This is a genomic window from Haemophilus sp. HMSC061E01 (assembly GCF_001810345.1).
In the GTDB taxonomy this organism is placed as follows: domain Bacteria; phylum Pseudomonadota; class Gammaproteobacteria; order Enterobacterales; family Pasteurellaceae; genus Haemophilus_D.
Genome location: NZ_KV801003.1, coordinates 44,908 through 63,696, shown reverse-complemented (window position 1 = coordinate 63,696; position 18,789 = coordinate 44,908). Strand labels below are relative to the sequence as shown.

Genomic DNA, 18,789 nt, shown 5'->3' with positions numbered 1-18,789 from the left:
CCTTATGTTGATAGTTAAAACAGATAACTTAGGCTTTTTTAATATCTATTCTAGCTAAGCCTTCTTTAAAAGCGTATCCATAACGTCTTGGTATTGATGCTTCAAATCTACCATTCTCTACTGTGGTTTCATAGCTGCAAACTTTAAATTCAGGCACACGAATAAAGGAATAATCGACATTGACCATAGGCGATATTTTTGAATATAACGTCCATCTTACTTTGCACCCTTCTTCAAAAGAGGTTTTCGCATCAAAACTACTTGCTCCTTCGCAATGCGCAATTTGATAATTAGGGTAAAACTCTCCAGGGAAAGGTTTTGCATTACAGAAATTAAATACCCTATCATGTGAGAATACATCTTGGCGAATATAGCCCCACAAGTCTTCAGCAAGGAAATCCTTATCAGCAAAATGACGAGAGTCATAACCCTTATCCACAAAACGTTGAATTCTTGCTTCCATATCTGGCACTGCGCCAGCTTTAGCCCCCCACATCCCCGCTAAAATAAGTGCGGTATGGGAGCCAGAATCACGCATCGTATGGAAGGAATGACCACTTTCAATCCATTCGGCCACAGCTTCAGCTTCTCGGTGAGAGACCACGGAGTCAGCATCACGGAAGATCACATACTCAGCTTCGGGATCATTAATTGCAAGAAAACGCCACATTGCGCCAGGCCATTTATTCACAGATGAAGTGACATAAACCACTTCTGCATCATTATTTTTTAATCGTTGAATCGTTTCAGATGAGACCGAATCATCCACATAAAAACGGCATACCCAACCAGGGAATAACATCGGAGAAACCTGTGTATTTAATACAGCCGGCTCAATATATTTAGAGTTATTACCAAATAAAGAAAATGCAATAATTCGTTTACCATTTTTAGGTGCTGGAGCAGGGAGCATTTCCTGTGTCGGGACGGGAATAGCTTTATCTTTCAACTCAAGGGCTAAACTGCCATAAAAGCCTGAACGTTCCCAATCATCTACTGCACCATAAGCATGTGCCAATAAATCTAAAGCCGGAATATATTGCGCATCTACTTTTAATGTTTTTAATTCTGCCTCAATTGCCTCTTCCCATTTTAATTGTTGCAAATAAACATAAGCAATTTTATGAGAGTATTCGGGATTATTAGGATCAAGTAAGCAAAGCGTTTCAGCCAGCTTGACTGCTTCATCATATTCTTTATTTTCAAGTGAGGAAACGTAAGATCGCTCTAGCGCTTTTTGTGTGTCGATATTATTCATAATCAAAATAAATTGGTCATAATTATTACGCCGGAACTATAAAAGCACCGGCGTAACGAAATTTTCTATTCAGGTTTTATTATTTTCTTGCCAATGGTGGCACGAAAGTTAAACCTAAATCCCAAGGTTGTTCAATCCAAGTGTTTTGTGGAATATCAATCACATAATCATCCACTAACTCAGCACCTGCAGGTTTTGCGAATACCGTAACAAATTTCGCTTTTGGATACATCTCACGAATTGCACGAGCGGTATTGCCGGTATCTACTAAATCGTCTACCACAATCATTCCTTCGCCATCACCACCTGCGCGGTGTAATACTTTTAATGAACCTTGTTCATCGTGGTCATAACTGGCGATACACACAGTTTCTACGAAACGAATATTTAATTCGCGAGCGAGTACCGCTGCAGGGAATAAACCACCGCGGCTTACTGCAATAATACCTTTCCACTGAGTGGCAGGAAGTAAACGTTCCGCTAATTTGCGGGCGTGCATTTGGAACATATCCCAAGTTACAACATATTTTTCGCTCATAACAAATACCTTAAACTTTGTCGCTAAATAAAAAATTGCAGAATTTTAACCCGAAATGGCGTTTTATGCTATGATTTCCGCAAAAATTTTAATGAAAAAAAGGAGTTCATTATGTCAGAAATTACCACATTACAACCGCAATTACTTTGGAAATGGTTTGATCAAATTTGTGCTATACCACATCCTTCACATCATGAAGATGCGCTCGCCACTTTTATTGTCAACTGGGCAAAAGAAAAACAATTCTTTGCAGAACGTGATGAAGCCGGCAATGTATTAATTCGTAAACCCGCTACTGCAGGAATGGAAAACAGCCAACCTGTTGTCTTACAAGCACATTTAGATATGGTGCCGCAAGCGAATGAAGGCAATCCTCATAATTTTACCCAAGACCCAATTCGTCCTTATATCGACGGTGATTGGGTAAAAGCACAAGGTACGACACTTGGCGCGGATAACGGTATTGGTTTATCCTCAACCTTAGCGGTATTGGAAAGCACCGATATTGCACATCCTCCGCTTGAAGTGTTACTCACCATGACTGAAGAAACCGGCATGGATGGTGCCGTACACCTTCGTCGTAACTGGTTAAAATCGGAAATCTTAATTAATACCGATACCGAAGAAATCGGTGAAATCTATATTGGTTGTGCTGGTGGGGTGAATGCTAATGTTGAACTACCTGTTCACCGTGAAAGCAATTCATTCAGCCATAGTTTGCAAATTAACTTAAAAGGTTTACGAGGCGGTCACTCTGGTTGTGATATTCACACCACACGTGCGAATGCAATTAAAGTATTAGCACGCTTATTAGCAAAACTTACACAAAATCAACCGCACTTTGCCCTTGCAGAAATTCGTGGTGGCTCAATTCGTAATGCGATTCCACGTGAAGCCGCTGCAACCATTTGCTTCAATCATGATGTAGAAAGCGTAAAAAGTGCGGTTAAAAATTTTGAAGTTTTATTGAAAGAAGAGCTCGCTATTGCTGAACCTAACTTAACCTTAACCGCTGAGCAAGTTGAAAATCCACAACAAACTTTCACGCTTGAAACCACCAAAAAAGTGATTAATTTACTGAATGTGTTACCAAACGGTGTTATTCGTAACAGTGATGTCATCAAAAATGTCGTGGAAAGCTCATTGAGCATTGGTGTATTAAAAACTCTTGAAGACAAAATCAAAGGTACGATTCTTATTCGCTCGCTTATTGAAAGTGGTAAAGAGTATGTAGAAGAAACCTTAACTTCACTCGCTGAACTCACTGGTGCAACGGTTGAATTCTCAGGTTCTTACCCTGGTTGGAAACCGGTAAACGACACGGCAATTTTAGCCTTAATGAAAAAACATTATGCAGAAGTGCTTGGCAAAGAGCCGGTTATTAAAGTGATTCATGCAGGGCTTGAATGTGGCTTATTGAAAGAACATTATCCAAATATTGATATGATTTCTGTGGGGCCAACTATTCGCAATGCGCATTCGCCAGATGAAAAAGTCCAAATTTCAACAGTACAAACGTACTGGGAATTACTCACTAAAGTCTTAGCGGATATTAAATAATCTACAAATAAAAAGGGCTAAATATTACATTTAGCCCTTTATTTTTTATCTTTTATAAACTACGTAATGCTTCGATACGTTTTTCAAGCGGAGGATGGCTCATAAAGAGTTCGCTACGTTTGCCGTTAATCATAAAAGCATTAAGTGAACCTTCCATCTCTTGCGGCTCATGAATTTGTTGTAAACGTTGTAATGCCGCAATCATTTTTTCTTTACCAACAAGTTGTGCAGAACCTGCATCTGCGCGATATTCGCGATAGCGTGAGAACCACATCGCGATAATGCTCGCTAAAATACCAAACAAGATTTCTAACACCATTGAGACTAAGAAGTAAATACCTGAACTACGGCTTTCTTCATCACCATTACGGGAGCTCGCCACCACATTAGCAATTACGCGAGATAAGAAAATCACGAAGGTATTCAATACGCCCTGCAATAAAGTCATGGTCACCATATCACCGTTCGCGATGTGTGAGACCTCATGAGCCAATACTGCTTCAGCTTCCTCTTCCGTCATGGAGTTTAATAAGCCTGTACTAATCGCCACTAAAGAATTGTTTTTAGTCGCACCCGTAGCAAAAGCATTCGCATCATTAGAATGGTAGATCGCCACATCTGGCATTGGGATACCAGCTTGCTGTGCTTGACGACGTACCGTTTCAACCAACCAACGTTCCGCTTGATTACGTGGTTCGGTAATCACTTCTGCCCCCACAGAGCGCAATGCCATGGTTTTTGATAAAAATAATGAAATCAACGATCCGGCAAAACCGAAAAGCATCGCCATAATTAAAATGCCACCTGTACTATTTCCTGCAATACCGGTCACATTTAAAATAATCCCTAACACAAGCATCACAGCAAAGTTAGTGGCTAAAAATAAAAGGATTCGCATCATAATAAAGTTCCTCAATAAAATAGAAAGTAAACACTGCAATAATGGAGAATTTTTTACAAAATTCAAGGTTAAACAAATAATTTATTGTAAATCTTCTAAGGTATTAAAATTTACAAATCGTCCTTCTTGTTCGTCAAATTGGACAGCAACCGCGCCATTTTTGTTCATAAATTGTAATAAACGACGTTCGCCTTCATTTAAATAAGCACGTAACTTCTCTTTAAGCTGAACGGACATCAAACAAAATGTCGGGTGTTCACGCTCTTTATCTTTTGCATAAGCCATTAAAGTGCGGTCATTTTTAACCGCGCTTTTTAGTTTTTCTAATAAGTTTTGTGGAAAATACGGACTATCACAAGGCACAAAAAGTACAAAATCCGTTTTAGCTTGTTCGAGTGCTGTCAGCATACCGCTCAACGGGCCCTGAAAATCAGGCAATTCATCTGAAAATACGGGAAAACCCCATTGTGCATATTCCGTATGGTGGCGATTAGCATTAATTGAAATATCAATCACTTGAGGTTGTAAGCGTTCAATTACATGGCTAATTAATGGTTTATTTTGTAAAAGCTGCAAGCCTTTATCCGCCCCATTCATTCTCCGTGCTTTTCCGCCAGCCAAAATAACCGCACTTATTGTGTATTCCATATTTTCTTATTGCCTTATTTGAAGTATGATCTAGCCTTATTTTTCTCCATTTAAAAGGAAATAGCAATGAAATGTAAGCGTTTAAATGAAGTTTTGGAACTTTTACAACCTTACTGGTCTAAAGACCCAGATCTTAGCTTGCTACAAATTTTGCAAAAAATTGCTGATGAAGCAGGTTTCGATAAGCCCGTGGCAGAATTATCTGATGAAGTGATTATTTATCATTTAAAAATGCATGGCACAGATAAGTTTGAGCCAATTCCTGGCATCAAAAAAGATTATGAAGAAGATTTTAAAACCGCATTGTTAAAAGCGCGCGGAATTATTAAATAAGGAAAACAAATGAAAAAATTTTTATTTTTACTCAGTGCTTTATTTTCATTTAACGCATTCGCAGCTAATCTAGAAGAAGGTAAACAATACGTTCAAGTGGGTCAAACCGCTTCTGCACAGCCTGAAGTGATTGAATTTTTCTCTTTCTACTGCCCGCATTGCTATGCCTTTGAAATGGAATACCACATTCCAAAACAAGTTGCAGAAAGCTTACCAAAAGGCACTGAATTTAAACAATATCACGTTAACTTCTTAGGTCGTCAATCTGAAAATCTCACTCGTGCATGGGCATTAGCGATGGCACTTGGCGCAGAAAGCAAGGTAAAAGCGCCTTTATTTGAAGCCGCACAGCAAGATAAATTAAGCTCAATGGACGATATTCGTAAAATCTTCATTGATAACGGCGTGACTGCTGAACAATTTGATAACAACATCAACAGCTTTGCTGTAAACGGTTTAGTGAATAAACAAGTGAATGCGGCTGAGCAGTTTAAAGTACATGGCGTACCTGATTTCTATGTAAATGGCAAATATCGTGTGAACCCTGAAGGCTTAAATTACGATGATTTCGTCAAAGATTATGTAGAAACCGTGAAAGGTTTATTGCAAAAATAAAAAAAAATTGGTTTAATGCCTGCCGTTTTTAAATATAAAGAAGAGAGATGATTATGGCTGCTAGTTTCAGTGTTACTCGTCGTTTTTTTGACGACAAAAACTACCCACGCGGATTTTCCCGTCACGGTGATTATACAATCAAAGAATCCCAAGTATTAGAGCAATATGGTCAAGCGTTTAAAGCATTAGATTCAGGCGAGCGCAAGCCAGCGACAAAAGAAGAAAAAGAATTTGTTGCTTTTTGCCGTGGTGAACGTGCACCGGAAACTTTCTTCGAAAAAACCTGGAATAAATATCGTACTCGCATTAACACAACAAAACGTGTTTACACCTTATCAGGTGATGTGAGCGAAGCGGCTTCTGGCGGCGAAGATTATTCTGGCGAATAATACATTTTAAAAGGCAGGCAGAAGCTTGCCTTTTGTTTTTTTACTCAATCCCCATGCTTGCCAAGGGCTGGGGAATATTTATCATTCAAACGTAAACATCAATGCAACTACCCGTTTCCCAATATACCGAACTCCTGCAAAAAAAGACTGAAAAACTGACCGCACTTTTGCAGCCTTTTAACGCCCCAGAAATAGCCGTGTTTGATTCGCCAACCAGCCATTATCGGATGCGTGCAGAATTTCGTATTTGGCATGATAAAGGCGATTTTTATCACATCATGTTTGATCAAAGTACCTTGCAGCGCTATCGAGTGGACGAGTTTCCAATTGCCAGCGAACTGATCAATCGCATGATGAAAGCCTTATTGCCGTTGTTAAAAACGCAGGAAGTGCTTCATAAAAAACTGTTTCAAATTGATTATTTGAGCACACTCAGCAATAAAATTATTGTAAGCCTGCTTTACCACAAGCAACTCACGGAAGAATGGCAAAGCGCTGCAGCAAACCTAAAAGGTGAATTACAACAACTTGGTTTTGATGTGCAACTGATTGGTCGTGCGAGTAAACAAAAAATCTGTTTAGAGCAAGATTTTGTTGATGAAGTATTACCAGTAAAAGGTCACAATTATGTTTATCGCCAAGTGGAAAACAGCTTTACCCAGCCTAATGCAGCTGTAAATTGCAAGATGTTGGAATGGGCGATTGATTGCACTCAAGGTTCTCAAGGTGATTTATTAGAGCTGTATTGTGGTAACGGCAATTTCTCTATTGCCCTTGCACAAAACTTCCGCAAAGTACTTGCTACTGAAATCGCCAAGCCATCCGTGGCTGCCGCACAATTTAATATTGCGGAAAATGCGATCGATAATCTGCAAATTATCCGTATGTCGGCAGAAGAGTTTACCCAAGCAATGAATGGTGTACGTGAGTTTAATCGCTTAAAAGGCATTGATTTAAAAGCCTATCAATGCAATACGATTTTTGTTGATCCTCCACGAGCAGGGCTTGACCCTGACACCGTAAAGCTGGTGCAGAATTACGATCGTATTTTGTATATTTCCTGCAATCCACATACCCTTTGTGAGAATTTGCAAACCCTAAGCCAAACCCACCGCATTGAAAAAGCGGCACTGTTTGATCAATTCCCTTACACGGATCATATGGAAAGCGGCGTATGGCTGGTGAGAAAATAAAAATTCAACTGCTTGCCGAAGTGGGAACATTGTCAGAATTGACCGCACTTTGCGCCCCTCTTGGTATCGAGCATTGTACTGAAAGTCCGCTTGCATTGGTGAAAACTGAAAGTCATCTCGCCTTGCGTAAACTCGATGAGCCCAAATTAGGCGATGTGTTTGTAGATTTCGTAGCCGGCGCAATGGCTCATCGTCGTAAATTTGGCGGTGGACGTGGAGAGGCTATTGCCAAAGCTGTAGGCATTAAGGGCACAGAATTGCCGAGCGTGATTGATGCCACCGCAGGACTTGGTCGAGATGCTTTTGTTTTAGCTTCTATTGGTTGCCAAGTGCGTTTAGTAGAACGCCATCCGGTGGTATATTTGCTATTACAGGATGGACTCAACCGAGCCTATCAGGATGCAGAAATAGGTGAAATGATGCAACAAAATATGCGTTTACTAAATGTTCATCATATTGCCGAACTTAATCCACAAACCGAGAGTGCCGATGTGGTGTATTTGGATCCAATGTATCCACACAAACAAAAATCTGCCCTAGTCAAAAAAGAAATGCGTGTATTCCAACATTTGGTTGGTGCGGATTTGGATGCCGATGAGCTCTTGACACCTGCGCTACAATTAGCCCGTAAACGCGTGGTGGTAAAACGCCCTGATTATGCGGAATTCTTAGCGCAAAAAGCGCCCCATGTCACTCGTGAAACCAAAAATCACCGCTTTGATATTTATATGGGAGAAGCGCAATGCTAAAAGAAAGTGCCGTTGTGATGAGCTATGATGCGGAAACCGGTCTTGCTAAAGTGAAATGTCAATCACAAAGCGCCTGCGGGGCTTGTTCGGCTAGAGAAGCCTGTGGGACAGCCTCCCTGTCTGAACTCAATGGAAAACGAGGTGAGCATATCTTCACACTCGAAACCATTACGCCACTGCGCACAGGTCAAATGGTGGAAATCGGTCTAGAAGAAAAATCCATGTTATTTTCTGCATTGTTAATGTATATCGTGCCGCTTTTGACTTTATTGATTGCAACGTTGCTTTCTAGCTATATCAGTGAAAATGAGCTCATCCGTGCGATTTTAATCTTTATGTTGACCGCACTTTCCTTTGTGATGGTTAAACGTTACACCCTAAAACTCGGCCAACAAACAGAATTTCAGCCTGTTTTGTTGAGAGTATTGTCCTAAATAAAAAGAGCGGTTGAAAACAAGTTAATTTTCAACCGCTCTTTTGTACTTAGCTTATTACTACTCGAAAGAGCCTACATTAAGATGTAGGCTTTTCTTTTTTAATTAAGCTTGAGATTTTTTAAGGTCAAATTTGTAAGAAACAAAACCATACAATGTCCAACCGATAAAGGTCACAATTGAACCGTATAGCATCGCTTGTTCACCCGCAGCATAAAGCGCATAGATACTATAGACTGAACCAATAAAGGCAACAAGAACAGTTTTTTTGTATTTTTGGTAAGGAACGTTTTCAGTTTTCAACAATACGGGAAGTGCAGCCATTGAGAGCAAGTATGGAATAACGTTTGTTACTACCGCTAGGTCAACCAGCACATTGAATTGTTTATTTAATGATGGGCTGATTGTCATTAATGAGAGTAATGTTTGTAACGAAGTGATAGTTACCATACCAACGATAGGTGCATCTTTGCTAGTAACTTTTTTGAAGAATGCTGGGAAATAACCTTCTTCTGCTGAAGATTTGAATACTTGAGCAATAGTGAACTGCCAACCTAATAATGAGCCGAAACAAGACATCACCATTAAACCCATGATGACTTTACCGATTGTTTCATCAAACATATGAGCAAAGGCTAAACCGAACGGTGCGGTTGAATTAGCAAGTTCAAGATTAGGAACAATACCTGCGATAACGTTAGTAGAAACGATATAAATTACCGCAGCCCCTAAAGTACCACCAAGTACCGCAATTGGTACGTTCTTCTCTGGATTTTCAACCGCATCAGAGTTCGCACAAGCAGACTCTAACCCTAAGAATGCCCATAATGTCATTGAAATAGATACACCGATCGCTTCAAAAGTAGGTACATTGTGTGGGTTCCAAGAATTTACATACATTGTACCATCAAACCATTTCCAACCGATGATTGAAATACCCACCACAGGAATAATTACACCCCAAATGGTGAATGAACTGATGTTACCCGTAATTCTTGCGCCACCGAAGTTAAGAATAGTCGCAAGCCAAAGAGTGAAGATTGTCCATAATGCGATAGAAAGTGGAGAAAGGGTTGCACCGAGGAACTCTGAACCATAACCTACAGCAGAAATCGCAATCGCAGTATTCGCAATAACTAATGATACACCGTAAGTGTAGTTTGCCATGAAGTTACCAGCTTTACCGAAAGAGTATTCCGCATAACCACCCATACCACCAGATTTTTTACTGAACATACCGCATTGTGCGAATGCATAAGCTAAGGCTGTTGAACCAACGGCTGTTACAAGCCAAGAAACGATGGAAATAGTCCCAATTTCGGCTAATTTGGTCGGTAACATAATAATACCGGAACCCATCATATTAACCATGGTAAGAATGGTGAGTTGTACCACACCAATTTTATTACTTTTAGCACTCATAATTTATACTCCTACAAGTGCGGTCAAAAAATCAGATGTTTTTAACCGCACTTTTTTTGTTTGTGCTGAGAGGGTTATAAGGAAAAACCTCATAACCTCACTTTATTAATAGTCAGTTAAAACATAGCCATATGCACGAGTACGTCCATCAGGGTCTTTTTGTAAGTAAACCCCTTGGATTTCAGGTGCAAAGCCAGGTAATGTGTTAATACCTTCTTCTAATGCAAGGAAGTATTTTTGTGCAGTTGAACTCCATCTTTCTCCTGGAACCACACATAACACACCTGGAGGATAAGGTAACGCACCTTCCGCAGCCACACGACCAACAATGTCTGTTAATGGAACAAGTTCAACTTTGTTACGAACGAATTCAATATTCGCATCGTGTGGATTTAATGCATATTCCGGTAATGTTGCTTTGCGGAATAGGTCTTTTTGAAGTTGTTTTACATTACGGCTTACATAAAGGTCATGCATTTCTTGGCATAATTGACGGATGGTATAGCCTTTGTAACGGTCTTCGTTGTTTTTATACACAGTTGGCAATACATCTTTTAATAAAGAGTCTTGTTTAATGTGTTTTTCAAACAAGGCGATTTGAGCAACCAAAGTTTGCATTTTGGTGAGGGTTTCTGCCGGAGTGAGCAAGAATAAGATTGAGTTCAAGTCACATTTTTCCGGAATAATACCGTTTTCACGTAAGTAGTTTGCAAGAATAGTTGCTGGTACACCAAATTTTTCATATTCGCCGGTTTCTAAGCTGATACCTGGAGTGGTAAGCAAGAATTTACATGGGTCAACGAAGTATTGTTCATCAGCATAGCCTTCAAATTTATGCCATGTATCTGTTGGGTGGAATTTGAAGAATTCGAGATTAGTTACAATTTCTTCTGTGTCATAATCTTGCCATTTTTTACCTTTAATTGTGGTTGGAATAAATGGACGAATTAATTCACAGTGATTTAATACTAATTTACGTGCTTCGATACCGACTTTCACACATTCATGCCATAAACGACGACCTGCTTCACTACCTTGAATTTTCGCATTCACATCTAATGCAGCAAATAACGGATAGAACGGACTGGTTGAAGCATGTAACATGAAGGCGTTATTGAAACGTTTATGGTTTACATAACGATCTTGACCTTTAATGTGTTTATCTTTTTTGTGAATTTGTGAAGTTTGTGAGAAACCTGCTTGTTGTTTATGAACAGATTGCGTTACTAAAATCCCCGGGTCATTTTCATTTAATTCAAGCAATAATGGCGAGCAGTCTTTCATCATTGGAATGAATTGTTCATAACCTACCCATGCAGAGTCGAATAAAATATAGTCACAAAGATGACCGATTTTATCTACCACTTGGCGTGCGTTATAAATTGTACCGTCATAAGTACCTAATTGGATAACCGCTAAACGGAATGGACGTTTTTGATTTAATTTTTCAGGTGCGACTTCTTTAATTAATGATTTCAAATAATCTTCTTCGAAGCAGTGACTATCAATACCACCAATGAAACCAAATGGGTTACGTGCTGTTTCTAAGTAAATTGGGGTTGCACCCGCTTGAATTAATGCACCATGGTGGTTTGATTTATGGTTATTACGGTCAAATAATACTAAATCGCCCGGAGCAAGTACTGCATTTAATGCAACTTTGTTTGAAGAAGATGTACCATTTAATACGAAGTACGTTTTATCTGCATTGAATACTTGAGCCGCATATTTTTGAGCATCACAAGCTGCACCTTCGTGAATTAACAAGTCACCTAATTTCACGTCCGCATTACAAATATCTGAACGGAAAATGTTTTCACCGTAGAAATCATAAAGGAAACGACCTGCCGGATGTTTACGATAGTATTGACCACCTTGGTGTCCCGGACAGTCAAAAGCAATATTACCCATTTCTACATATTCACTTAACATTTTGAAGAATGGAGGTAACATTTTTTCCTCATAAAGTCTTGCAGCAGTTTCGATTTGACGGCTATAAAGCTTAATGTCATAACCATTTAAATCTTGAATATGATAAATAGCATCATAGAATTTCGGATCAACTTGTTCTTCTTCAGTTTGAACAACAAATACTGGGATACCAAAATTTGTTGCTTGAATACGTTCAAGGTATTCACCTACATCCCCTGATGTCAACACAATAGCGGCAACATCAGTAAAGTCTGTTTTGGTAATTTCAACTAATTCTCTATTTGTAGAGAAATATTGTTCAACTTTTGGACTATATGCAATTTTTAAGTTTGGCATAATAAACTCCTTTTATTTATTTTTTTGACGTAAAGTTACCCTGCATTATTAATTTTAATAACACAATAGATTTATTTAGAATAAAACAACCCACTCTAGATTTTTATATAAAAAAACTAAAGTAAGAATTTTTTATTTTAAATTAAATAAGATTAAGTTAATTTCACAAAATATTTCTTGCCTGTTCTAGACAATACAAAAATATTCAGAAATTAATCTGTGGAGACTCTCTAAACAGAGAGAACAACTCTGTTTAGAGAGCCGTGTTGGATGGTTTGTTTTGAGAAGCAAATACTGAATATGAGAAGCAAGAACGATGCGATGGCATCATAATATGACGTGTACGACGGATATGCGCCATCAAAGAACGACCTTTTATCGGATTAAACCGTAAAAGTCTCAATACTTTCGTATGGACGTATCTGTGTATATATGTACGAAGTAGCATAGAAAAATTTCCTCTTTCTATCTAAACTAACCTTAGTTGGGTATATTCTCTGCTTGTGTAAATATCATGTCAATAATATTTTTCAAAAAATGTGATCATTATCAAAAAATAAATTGAATTTTTCACATAAAAAATAAAACCACAAAAAGTATGGAAATAAATTATTCTTAAAATAGATGATTAATAAATGTACTCATTTATCGAGATCTTTACTAAGCTAAACTCGCTACCATGACTGCTTTAATCGTATGCATACGGTTTTCTGCCTGGTCAAATGCAATATTCATCGGCGACTCAAATACCTCTTCAGTCACTTCAATGCCGTTTGCTAATTCAGGATACTTTTCAGCAATTTGGCGACCCACTTTGGTTTCGCTATTATGGAATGCAGGTAAACAGTGCATGAATTTTACTTTTGGATTACCTGTACGCTTCATGAGTTCAGGCGTTACTTGATAAGGAAGTAATAACTTAATACGTTCTCCCCAAGCTTCTAATGGTTCACCCATTGAAACCCAAACATCAGTATGCACAAAATCAACGCCGCTTACAGCTTTATCGATATCTTCCGTTACAGTAATCCGCGCACCGCTTTCTTTAGCAAAACCTTTACACATTTCAATAAAACTGGCTTCAGGTAATAGAGCCTTAGGGCCACAAATTCGCACATCCATCCCTAGTTTTGATCCAATTAGTAAAAGAGAATTCCCCATGTTATTGCGTGCGTCACCAATATACACATAACTTATTTGATGAAGTGGCTTGTCACAATGCTCAATCATCGTGAGAACATCCGCGAGCATTTGTGTAGGATGAAACTCATCCGTTAAACCATTAAACACCGGCACTCCAGCATAATCCGCAAGTTCTTGCACGGTACTTTGTTTAAAACCTCGATACTCAATCGCATCATACATCCGCCCGAGAACTCTCGCAGTATCTTTCATGCTTTCTTTATGTCCAATCTGAGAGGAATTTGGATCAATGTAAGTCACTCGAGCACCTTGATCATAAGCTGCAACTTCAAAAGCACAACGAGTACGCGTTGAGGTCTTTTCAAAAATAAGTGCGATATTTTTACCTTGAAGCTTAGGTTGTTCAGTTCCAGCATATTTAGCACGTTTCAAATCACGTGATAAATCTAACAAATAATTAATTTCGCGTTCTGAATGATGAACAAGACTCAATAGGTGTCTATTTTTAAGATTAAAAGCCATAGCGATCTCCTTATCGGATGCCATCAATAAATGCAGGCTACCTTACTATGAATGACTTAATTTCTAGTGGATTGGATAGCCTATTTTTGTCCCAAATGCGGAGTTTTGCAACAAAATTCAATCCTTTATTTTGTGATGCTCATCACACTTCATTCCAGAACTTTATATTGCGCTTTCTTTATATATAAAAGAGATTTAAAATCCCGTCGATTCTCACACAACAGGAGCACATATGATCAACAGAAGAGATTTCATCCAACTTGGCGCAAGCAGCATTTTAGCGTTAAGTGCGAGCCGTTTTGCTTTTGCGAAAAGCGACACACAAGTCGATTTACGTATCGTAGCAACGACCGATATTCACAGTTTTTTGACTGACTTCGATTACTACAAAGATGCACCTACTGAGAAATTCGGTTTTACCCGTGCAGCAAGCTTGATTCGTCAAGCACGTAAAGAGGTGAAAAACAGCGTTTTAGTTGATAACGGTGACTTAATCCAAGGTAACCCAATCGCTGACTATCAAGCGGCTAAAGGTTATAAAGAAGGCAAACCAAACCCTGCTGTAGATTGCTTAAATGCGATGCACTATGAAGTGGGCACATTAGGTAACCACGAATTTAACTATGGCTTAGACTATTTAGCCGATGCGATTAAACAAGCGAAATTCCCTATCATCAATGCCAACGTAGTGAAAGTTGGTACCGAAGAGCCCTATTTCACACCTTATGTGATTCAAACCAAAGAAGTGGTAGATAGCCAAGGTAAAAAGCACAAACTAAACATTGGTTATATCGGTTTTGTACCACCACAAATTATGGTGTGGGATAAAGCAAATTTACAAGGCAAAGTTGAAACGCGCGATATCGTAAAAACTGCACAAAAATATGTGCCAGAAATGAAACAAAAAGGCGCCGATATTATTGTGGCACTTGCGCACACTGGCCCATCAGATGAGCCATATCAAGAAGGTGCAGAAAACTCAGCATTCTACCTTGCTGATGTACCACACATTGACGCGATTGTTTTCGGTCACTCTCACCGTTTATTCCCAAACAAAGAGTTCGCCAAATCACCAAATGCAGATATTGCTAAAGGTACCGTAAAAGGCGTACCTGAAAGTATGGCAGGCTACTGGGCAAACAACATCAGCGTGATTGACTTAACCCTTGCTCAACACAACGGCAAATGGTTAGTGGCTGATGGTAAAGCGGTACTTCGTCCAATTTACGATGCAGAAAACAAAAAAGCGACCACAGAAAGTGATGCCGAATTGACCGCACTTTTAAAACCTGTGCATGAAGCCACCCGTGAATTTGTGGCACAGCCAATCGGTAAAGCGACCGATAACATGTATAGCTACTTAGCCCTAGTGCAAGATGACCCAACCATTCAAATTGTGAACCAAGCACAAAAAGCTTACGTTGAAAAAGTAGCACCAAGTGTTGCAGCAATGGCGGGCTTACCAATTTTAAGTGCAGGCGCACCATTTAAAGCAGGCGGACGCAAAAATGACCCAACAGGCTATACTGAAGTGAACAAAGGTGAATTAACGTTCCGTAACGCAGCAGACTTATACCTCTATCCAAACACATTAGTTGTGGTGAAAGCAACCGGTGAAGAACTGAAAGAGTGGTTAGAATGTAGCGCAGGTATGTTTAAACAAATCGATCCTACCAGCGACAAACCACAATCTTTACTTGATTGGGACGGTTTCCGTACTTATAACTACGATGTGATTGACGGCATAAATTATGAATTCGACCTGACTCAACCACCGCGTTATGACGGCGAATGTAAATTGATTAACCCGAACTCACACCGTGTAGTGAATTTAACTTACCAAGGTAAACCAGTTGATCCAAAAGCAGAATTCTTAATTGCGACTAACAACTATCGTGCTTACGGTAATAAATTCCCAGGCACTGGCGATGCGCACATTGTTTACGCTTCTCCTGATGAAAACCGCCAAATTCTTGCAGATTACATCAAAGCAGAAAGCGAAAAAAATGGCCATGTAAACCCTAGTGCGGATAAAAACTGGCGTTTTGCACCGATTAAAGGTAACGATAAATTAGATGTGCGTTTTGAAACCTCGCCAAGCGAACAAGCAGCGAAATTTATTCAAGACAATGCGCAATACCCAATGAAGAAAGTCGGCACCGATGAAGTGGGATTTGCGGTATATCAAATCGATTTATCGAAATAACAAAAAAGGGCGTGCTCAGCACGCCCTACTTACTTCAAAGTGCGGTCAATTTTGACCTTATTTTTCTTCTTTTGGAAGTCTGATTAAGGAAAAGATCAAGCCGCCCCAAATCACAAAAAGCGCCACAATCATCATTGTAATTGCAATACTTGTCATCTTTATTCTCCTTTTTCTTCAAGCTTGAAGTTATCTTCATTTTTCCATTTTAAACGAGAAAGAATGAATGAAACGACCACTAGCGAAATTGCCATACCCCAACCAAAGATATTTACAAACCAGCTTGGATAGCCTTCATAACCTTCTGTAAATACTTTCGCGCCTTCACTGAATAACATAAAGGCAAGAATACCAGTTGTGATGACAATACATAAACGCCATAGGAATCCCACTTTGAATGAAGAGCTTTGATTTAAGTGGTTGCCTAATAAGCCTAGTTTTTCATTTGCTACAATCACAATTAATGAAACAAATGCCACTGCTACAATACCGAAGTAGTTCACAAATTTATCGAATACATCAAGCATTGGTAAGCCGGTTGTTGTACCGAATAAAATCACCGAAACCACCATCATTGGTAAACCAACAACAAAGGTCGCTTTTGCTCGACGTAAACGGAGTTTATCTTGAATCGCTGAAATGATTACTTCAATAACAGAGATAAATGAGGTTAATGCCGCAAAGGTTAATGAACCGAAGAATAATACCCCTAACACTTCACCGAATGGTGCTTTGTTAATAATCGTTGGGAATGCAAAGAAGGCTAAACCAATACCACCTTTTGCCACTTCGCTCACTTCTACACCTTGCGCGGTTGCGATGAAACCTAATGCCGCAAATACACCGATACCAGCAAGCACTTCAAAACTTGAGTTCGCAAAACCAACAACTAAACCGCTACCTGTTAAATCTGAATCTTTTTTCAAGTACGATGCATACGTAATCATAATCCCGAAACAGATGGAAAGAGAGAAGAAGATTTGACCGTAAGCCGCAATCCACACGCTCGGATTAGAGAGTTTTGACCAGTCTGGTGTAAATAGTGCGTTTAAGCCTTTTTCTGCACCTGGTAAGAATAAAGAATAAACTACCAACGCGACAAACATCACCACTAAAACAGGCATTAAGATATCTGAAGATTTAGAAATCCCTTTTTGAATACCTAAAGAAAGCACGCCTAACGCCACTAACCATACAGCAATTAATGGGCCAGTTACCATGCCGACAAACTCGAAGCTCACGCCGTTACTGATATCACCCATTTTTAAGAATTCGTGTAGGAAGAAATCAATCGGTTGGTTGCCCCAAGCAGAATTAAGTGAGAAATAGGTATAGCTTGCCGCCCAACCTAATACTACCGCGTAGTAAAGACCGATGATCACATTCACCATTACTTGCCACCAACCAAACACTTCAAAGTGTGGGTTAAAGCGACGATAAGAAAGCGGTGCACCACCACGATGGCGATGACCAATTGCATAATCTAAGAAAAGCAATGGAATACCGGCGGTTAAAAGTGCAATAAGGTAAGGGATAATAAATGCACCGCCACCGTTTTCATAAGTGGTATAAGGGAAACGCCAGATGTTTCCTAAGCCAACAGCGGATCCAATCGCCGCCATAATAAATGCCTTCCGACCAGAAAAGGTCTCACGCTTTGCGTTTGACTGCGTCATATTAAGTTCCTTTTGAATGAAGAAAGGTTTCAATATAATGAATTCTAAAACCTAGTCAAGAATTTGATCTAAAGTGCGGTTAAAAATAATGAATTTTTTATAAAAATCACTGTCTAAAGGCCAAATTTAATCTCTATTAACAACCAAAAGGAAACATTTATGGATCTCAACAGCATTTTAAATCAAGTTTTAGATGTCGCTAAAAACTCTGCAAGCAAACTTGAAACCGGCAACCAAACAATCGACTCTCTCACCAAAGTAGGCGGTGGTGCAGCATTAGGCGGTATTTTATCAATGATTTTAGGCCGCAGTGGTGGTGCAAGTTTAGCAAAATTAGGTTCACTTGCCGTTTTAGGTAACCTTGCTTACCAAGCGTACCAAAATTATCAAAAATCCCAACAAAATAGCCAACCAAACATTTCAGAAAATGCGTTTGATGTATTAAATTCATCAAGCCATGTCAATGCGGGTGAATTAATTTTACGTACTATGATTGCTGCAGCAGCTGCAGATGGTGAAATCACTGAAGATGAAAAACAAACTATCGCAAATGAAGCAGGTAACAACCCTGAATTAGCGCAATGGCTTGAACAAGAAATCCAAAATCCAATTTCTATCAATGAAATTGCACGTCTTGTAGGTAACGATACTGCACTTGCAAGCAATGTATACTTAGCTGCACGTTTAGTAAGCAAAGATTTATCTCGCAAAGAAATCATTTTCTTAGCAGATTTAGCTCAAGCGTTAGGTTTAGATGATGCGCTTGTTGAACAATTAGAAAAACAAGCAGGCTTCTAATTTTGTGTAGAAAACATCGCGTTTTCTGACTGCACTTTTCATTAAAAAACACGATAATCTTAGTTATCGTGTTTTTTTCATTTGTTTTTTCGCGAAAACCTAACCAAAGGCGAAAAATTCCGCTACAATGCAAAACTTC

19 protein-coding genes are annotated in these 18,789 nt (G+C 39.2%); 9 read left to right on the top strand and 10 right to left on the bottom strand.

Annotation, left to right across the window (positions count from 1 at the left end; genetic code table 11):
• Positions 1 to 28: 28 nt before the first annotated feature.
• Positions 29 to 1,258 carry a tetratricopeptide repeat protein gene (locus tag HMPREF2732_RS02975; RefSeq protein WP_070591001.1) on the bottom strand — a complete coding sequence of 410 codons (1,230 nt, stop codon included), beginning with the start codon at positions 1,256 to 1,258 and terminating at the stop codon, positions 29 to 31.
• A gap of 79 nt (positions 1,259 to 1,337) precedes the next feature.
• Positions 1,338 to 1,796 carry a xanthine phosphoribosyltransferase gene (gene gpt / locus HMPREF2732_RS02970; RefSeq protein ID WP_070590999.1) on the bottom strand — a complete coding sequence of 153 codons (459 nt, stop codon included), beginning with the start codon at positions 1,794 to 1,796 and terminating at the stop codon, positions 1,338 to 1,340.
• A 111-nt stretch (positions 1,797 to 1,907) separates the two neighbouring features.
• Here gpt and HMPREF2732_RS02965 point away from each other — a divergent pair, with 111 nt between their 5' ends.
• Entirely contained in the window at positions 1,908 to 3,356 is a 1,449-nt protein-coding gene (locus HMPREF2732_RS02965) for an aminoacyl-histidine dipeptidase (protein WP_070590996.1), read from the top strand.
• Positions 3,357 to 3,408: 52 nt separating this feature from the next.
• Here the strand turns inward: HMPREF2732_RS02965 and htpX are convergent, their stop codons facing one another.
• Both htpX and mobA read right to left on the bottom strand, forming a co-directional pair.
• The gene (htpX, locus tag HMPREF2732_RS02960) at positions 3,409 to 4,260 is read right to left on the bottom strand and encodes a protease HtpX (RefSeq protein ID WP_178162576.1); all 852 of its coding nucleotides are present in this window, start codon (positions 4,258 to 4,260) and stop codon (positions 3,409 to 3,411) included.
• A 78-nt stretch (positions 4,261 to 4,338) separates the two neighbouring features.
• Positions 4,339 to 4,905, bottom strand: coding sequence for a molybdenum cofactor guanylyltransferase MobA (gene mobA / locus HMPREF2732_RS02955; protein ID WP_070590992.1), 567 nt, complete (start codon positions 4,903 to 4,905; stop codon positions 4,339 to 4,341).
• Between the two features lie 66 nt (positions 4,906 to 4,971).
• Here mobA and HMPREF2732_RS02950 point away from each other — a divergent pair, with 66 nt between their 5' ends.
• The 6 genes from HMPREF2732_RS02950 to HMPREF2732_RS02925 all read left to right on the top strand — a co-directional run bounded on the left by HMPREF2732_RS02950 (position 4,972) and on the right by HMPREF2732_RS02925 (position 8,618).
• On the top strand, positions 4,972 to 5,238 hold the full coding sequence (locus tag HMPREF2732_RS02950; protein ID WP_005699179.1) for a YihD family protein: 267 nt from the start codon (positions 4,972 to 4,974) through the stop codon (positions 5,236 to 5,238).
• A gap of 9 nt (positions 5,239 to 5,247) precedes the next feature.
• Entirely contained in the window at positions 5,248 to 5,853 is a 606-nt protein-coding gene (dsbA, locus tag HMPREF2732_RS02945) for a thiol:disulfide interchange protein DsbA (protein ID WP_070590988.1), read from the top strand.
• Positions 5,854 to 5,906: 53 nt separating this feature from the next.
• Entirely contained in the window at positions 5,907 to 6,242 is a 336-nt protein-coding gene (locus tag HMPREF2732_RS02940; RefSeq protein ID WP_032804166.1) for a MaoP family protein, read from the top strand.
• Positions 6,243 to 6,343: 101 nt separating this feature from the next.
• Complete coding sequence (gene trmA / locus HMPREF2732_RS02935) at positions 6,344 to 7,435, top strand: tRNA (uridine(54)-C5)-methyltransferase TrmA (RefSeq protein WP_070590982.1); 1,092 nt, start codon at positions 6,344 to 6,346, stop codon at positions 7,433 to 7,435.
• Positions 7,417 to 8,184: a class I SAM-dependent methyltransferase gene (locus HMPREF2732_RS02930; RefSeq protein WP_070590980.1), complete on the top strand. Its 768-nt coding sequence runs from the start codon at positions 7,417 to 7,419 to the stop codon at positions 8,182 to 8,184. Before trmA ends, HMPREF2732_RS02930 begins: the two co-directional genes overlap by 19 nt.
• Positions 8,178 to 8,618, top strand: coding sequence for a SoxR reducing system RseC family protein (locus tag HMPREF2732_RS02925; RefSeq protein ID WP_049384715.1), 441 nt, complete (start codon positions 8,178 to 8,180; stop codon positions 8,616 to 8,618). The genes HMPREF2732_RS02930 and HMPREF2732_RS02925 overlap by 7 nt, the downstream gene beginning before the upstream one ends.
• A gap of 105 nt (positions 8,619 to 8,723) precedes the next feature.
• Here the strand turns inward: HMPREF2732_RS02925 and potE are convergent, their stop codons facing one another.
• The 4 genes from potE to HMPREF2732_RS02910 form a co-directional block, all read right to left on the bottom strand.
• Positions 8,724 to 10,040 carry a putrescine-ornithine antiporter gene (gene potE / locus HMPREF2732_RS02920; RefSeq protein WP_070590977.1) on the bottom strand — a complete coding sequence of 439 codons (1,317 nt, stop codon included), beginning with the start codon at positions 10,038 to 10,040 and terminating at the stop codon, positions 8,724 to 8,726.
• Positions 10,041 to 10,145: 105 nt separating this feature from the next.
• Positions 10,146 to 12,308: an ornithine decarboxylase SpeF gene (speF, locus tag HMPREF2732_RS02915; RefSeq protein WP_070590975.1), complete on the bottom strand. Its 2,163-nt coding sequence runs from the start codon at positions 12,306 to 12,308 to the stop codon at positions 10,146 to 10,148.
• A 253-nt stretch (positions 12,309 to 12,561) separates the two neighbouring features.
• The gene (gene speFL, locus HMPREF2732_RS09915) at positions 12,562 to 12,756 is read right to left on the bottom strand and encodes a leader peptide SpeFL (RefSeq protein WP_197534114.1); all 195 of its coding nucleotides are present in this window, start codon (positions 12,754 to 12,756) and stop codon (positions 12,562 to 12,564) included.
• A gap of 212 nt (positions 12,757 to 12,968) precedes the next feature.
• Entirely contained in the window at positions 12,969 to 13,973 is a 1,005-nt protein-coding gene (locus HMPREF2732_RS02910) for an ornithine carbamoyltransferase (RefSeq protein WP_070590973.1), read from the bottom strand.
• Between the two features lie 232 nt (positions 13,974 to 14,205).
• Here HMPREF2732_RS02910 and cpdB point away from each other — a divergent pair, with 232 nt between their 5' ends.
• Positions 14,206 to 16,179, top strand: a complete 1,974-nt coding sequence (gene cpdB / locus HMPREF2732_RS02905; RefSeq protein ID WP_070590971.1) for a 2',3'-cyclic-nucleotide 2'-phosphodiesterase — start codon at positions 14,206 to 14,208, stop codon at positions 16,177 to 16,179.
• Between the two features lie 57 nt (positions 16,180 to 16,236).
• Here cpdB and HMPREF2732_RS09650 read toward each other — a convergent pair whose 3' ends face one another.
• Complete coding sequence (locus tag HMPREF2732_RS09650; RefSeq protein WP_032827301.1) at positions 16,237 to 16,335, bottom strand: methionine/alanine import family NSS transporter small subunit; 99 nt, start codon at positions 16,333 to 16,335, stop codon at positions 16,237 to 16,239.
• A gap of 2 nt (positions 16,336 to 16,337) precedes the next feature.
• Positions 16,338 to 17,852, bottom strand: a complete 1,515-nt coding sequence (locus HMPREF2732_RS02900) for a sodium-dependent transporter (protein WP_070590969.1) — start codon at positions 17,850 to 17,852, stop codon at positions 16,338 to 16,340.
• A gap of 159 nt (positions 17,853 to 18,011) precedes the next feature.
• Here HMPREF2732_RS02900 and HMPREF2732_RS02895 point away from each other — a divergent pair, with 159 nt between their 5' ends.
• Positions 18,012 to 18,650, top strand: coding sequence for a tellurite resistance TerB family protein (locus HMPREF2732_RS02895; RefSeq protein WP_070590966.1), 639 nt, complete (start codon positions 18,012 to 18,014; stop codon positions 18,648 to 18,650).
• The last annotated feature ends 139 nt before the right edge of the window (positions 18,651 to 18,789 follow it).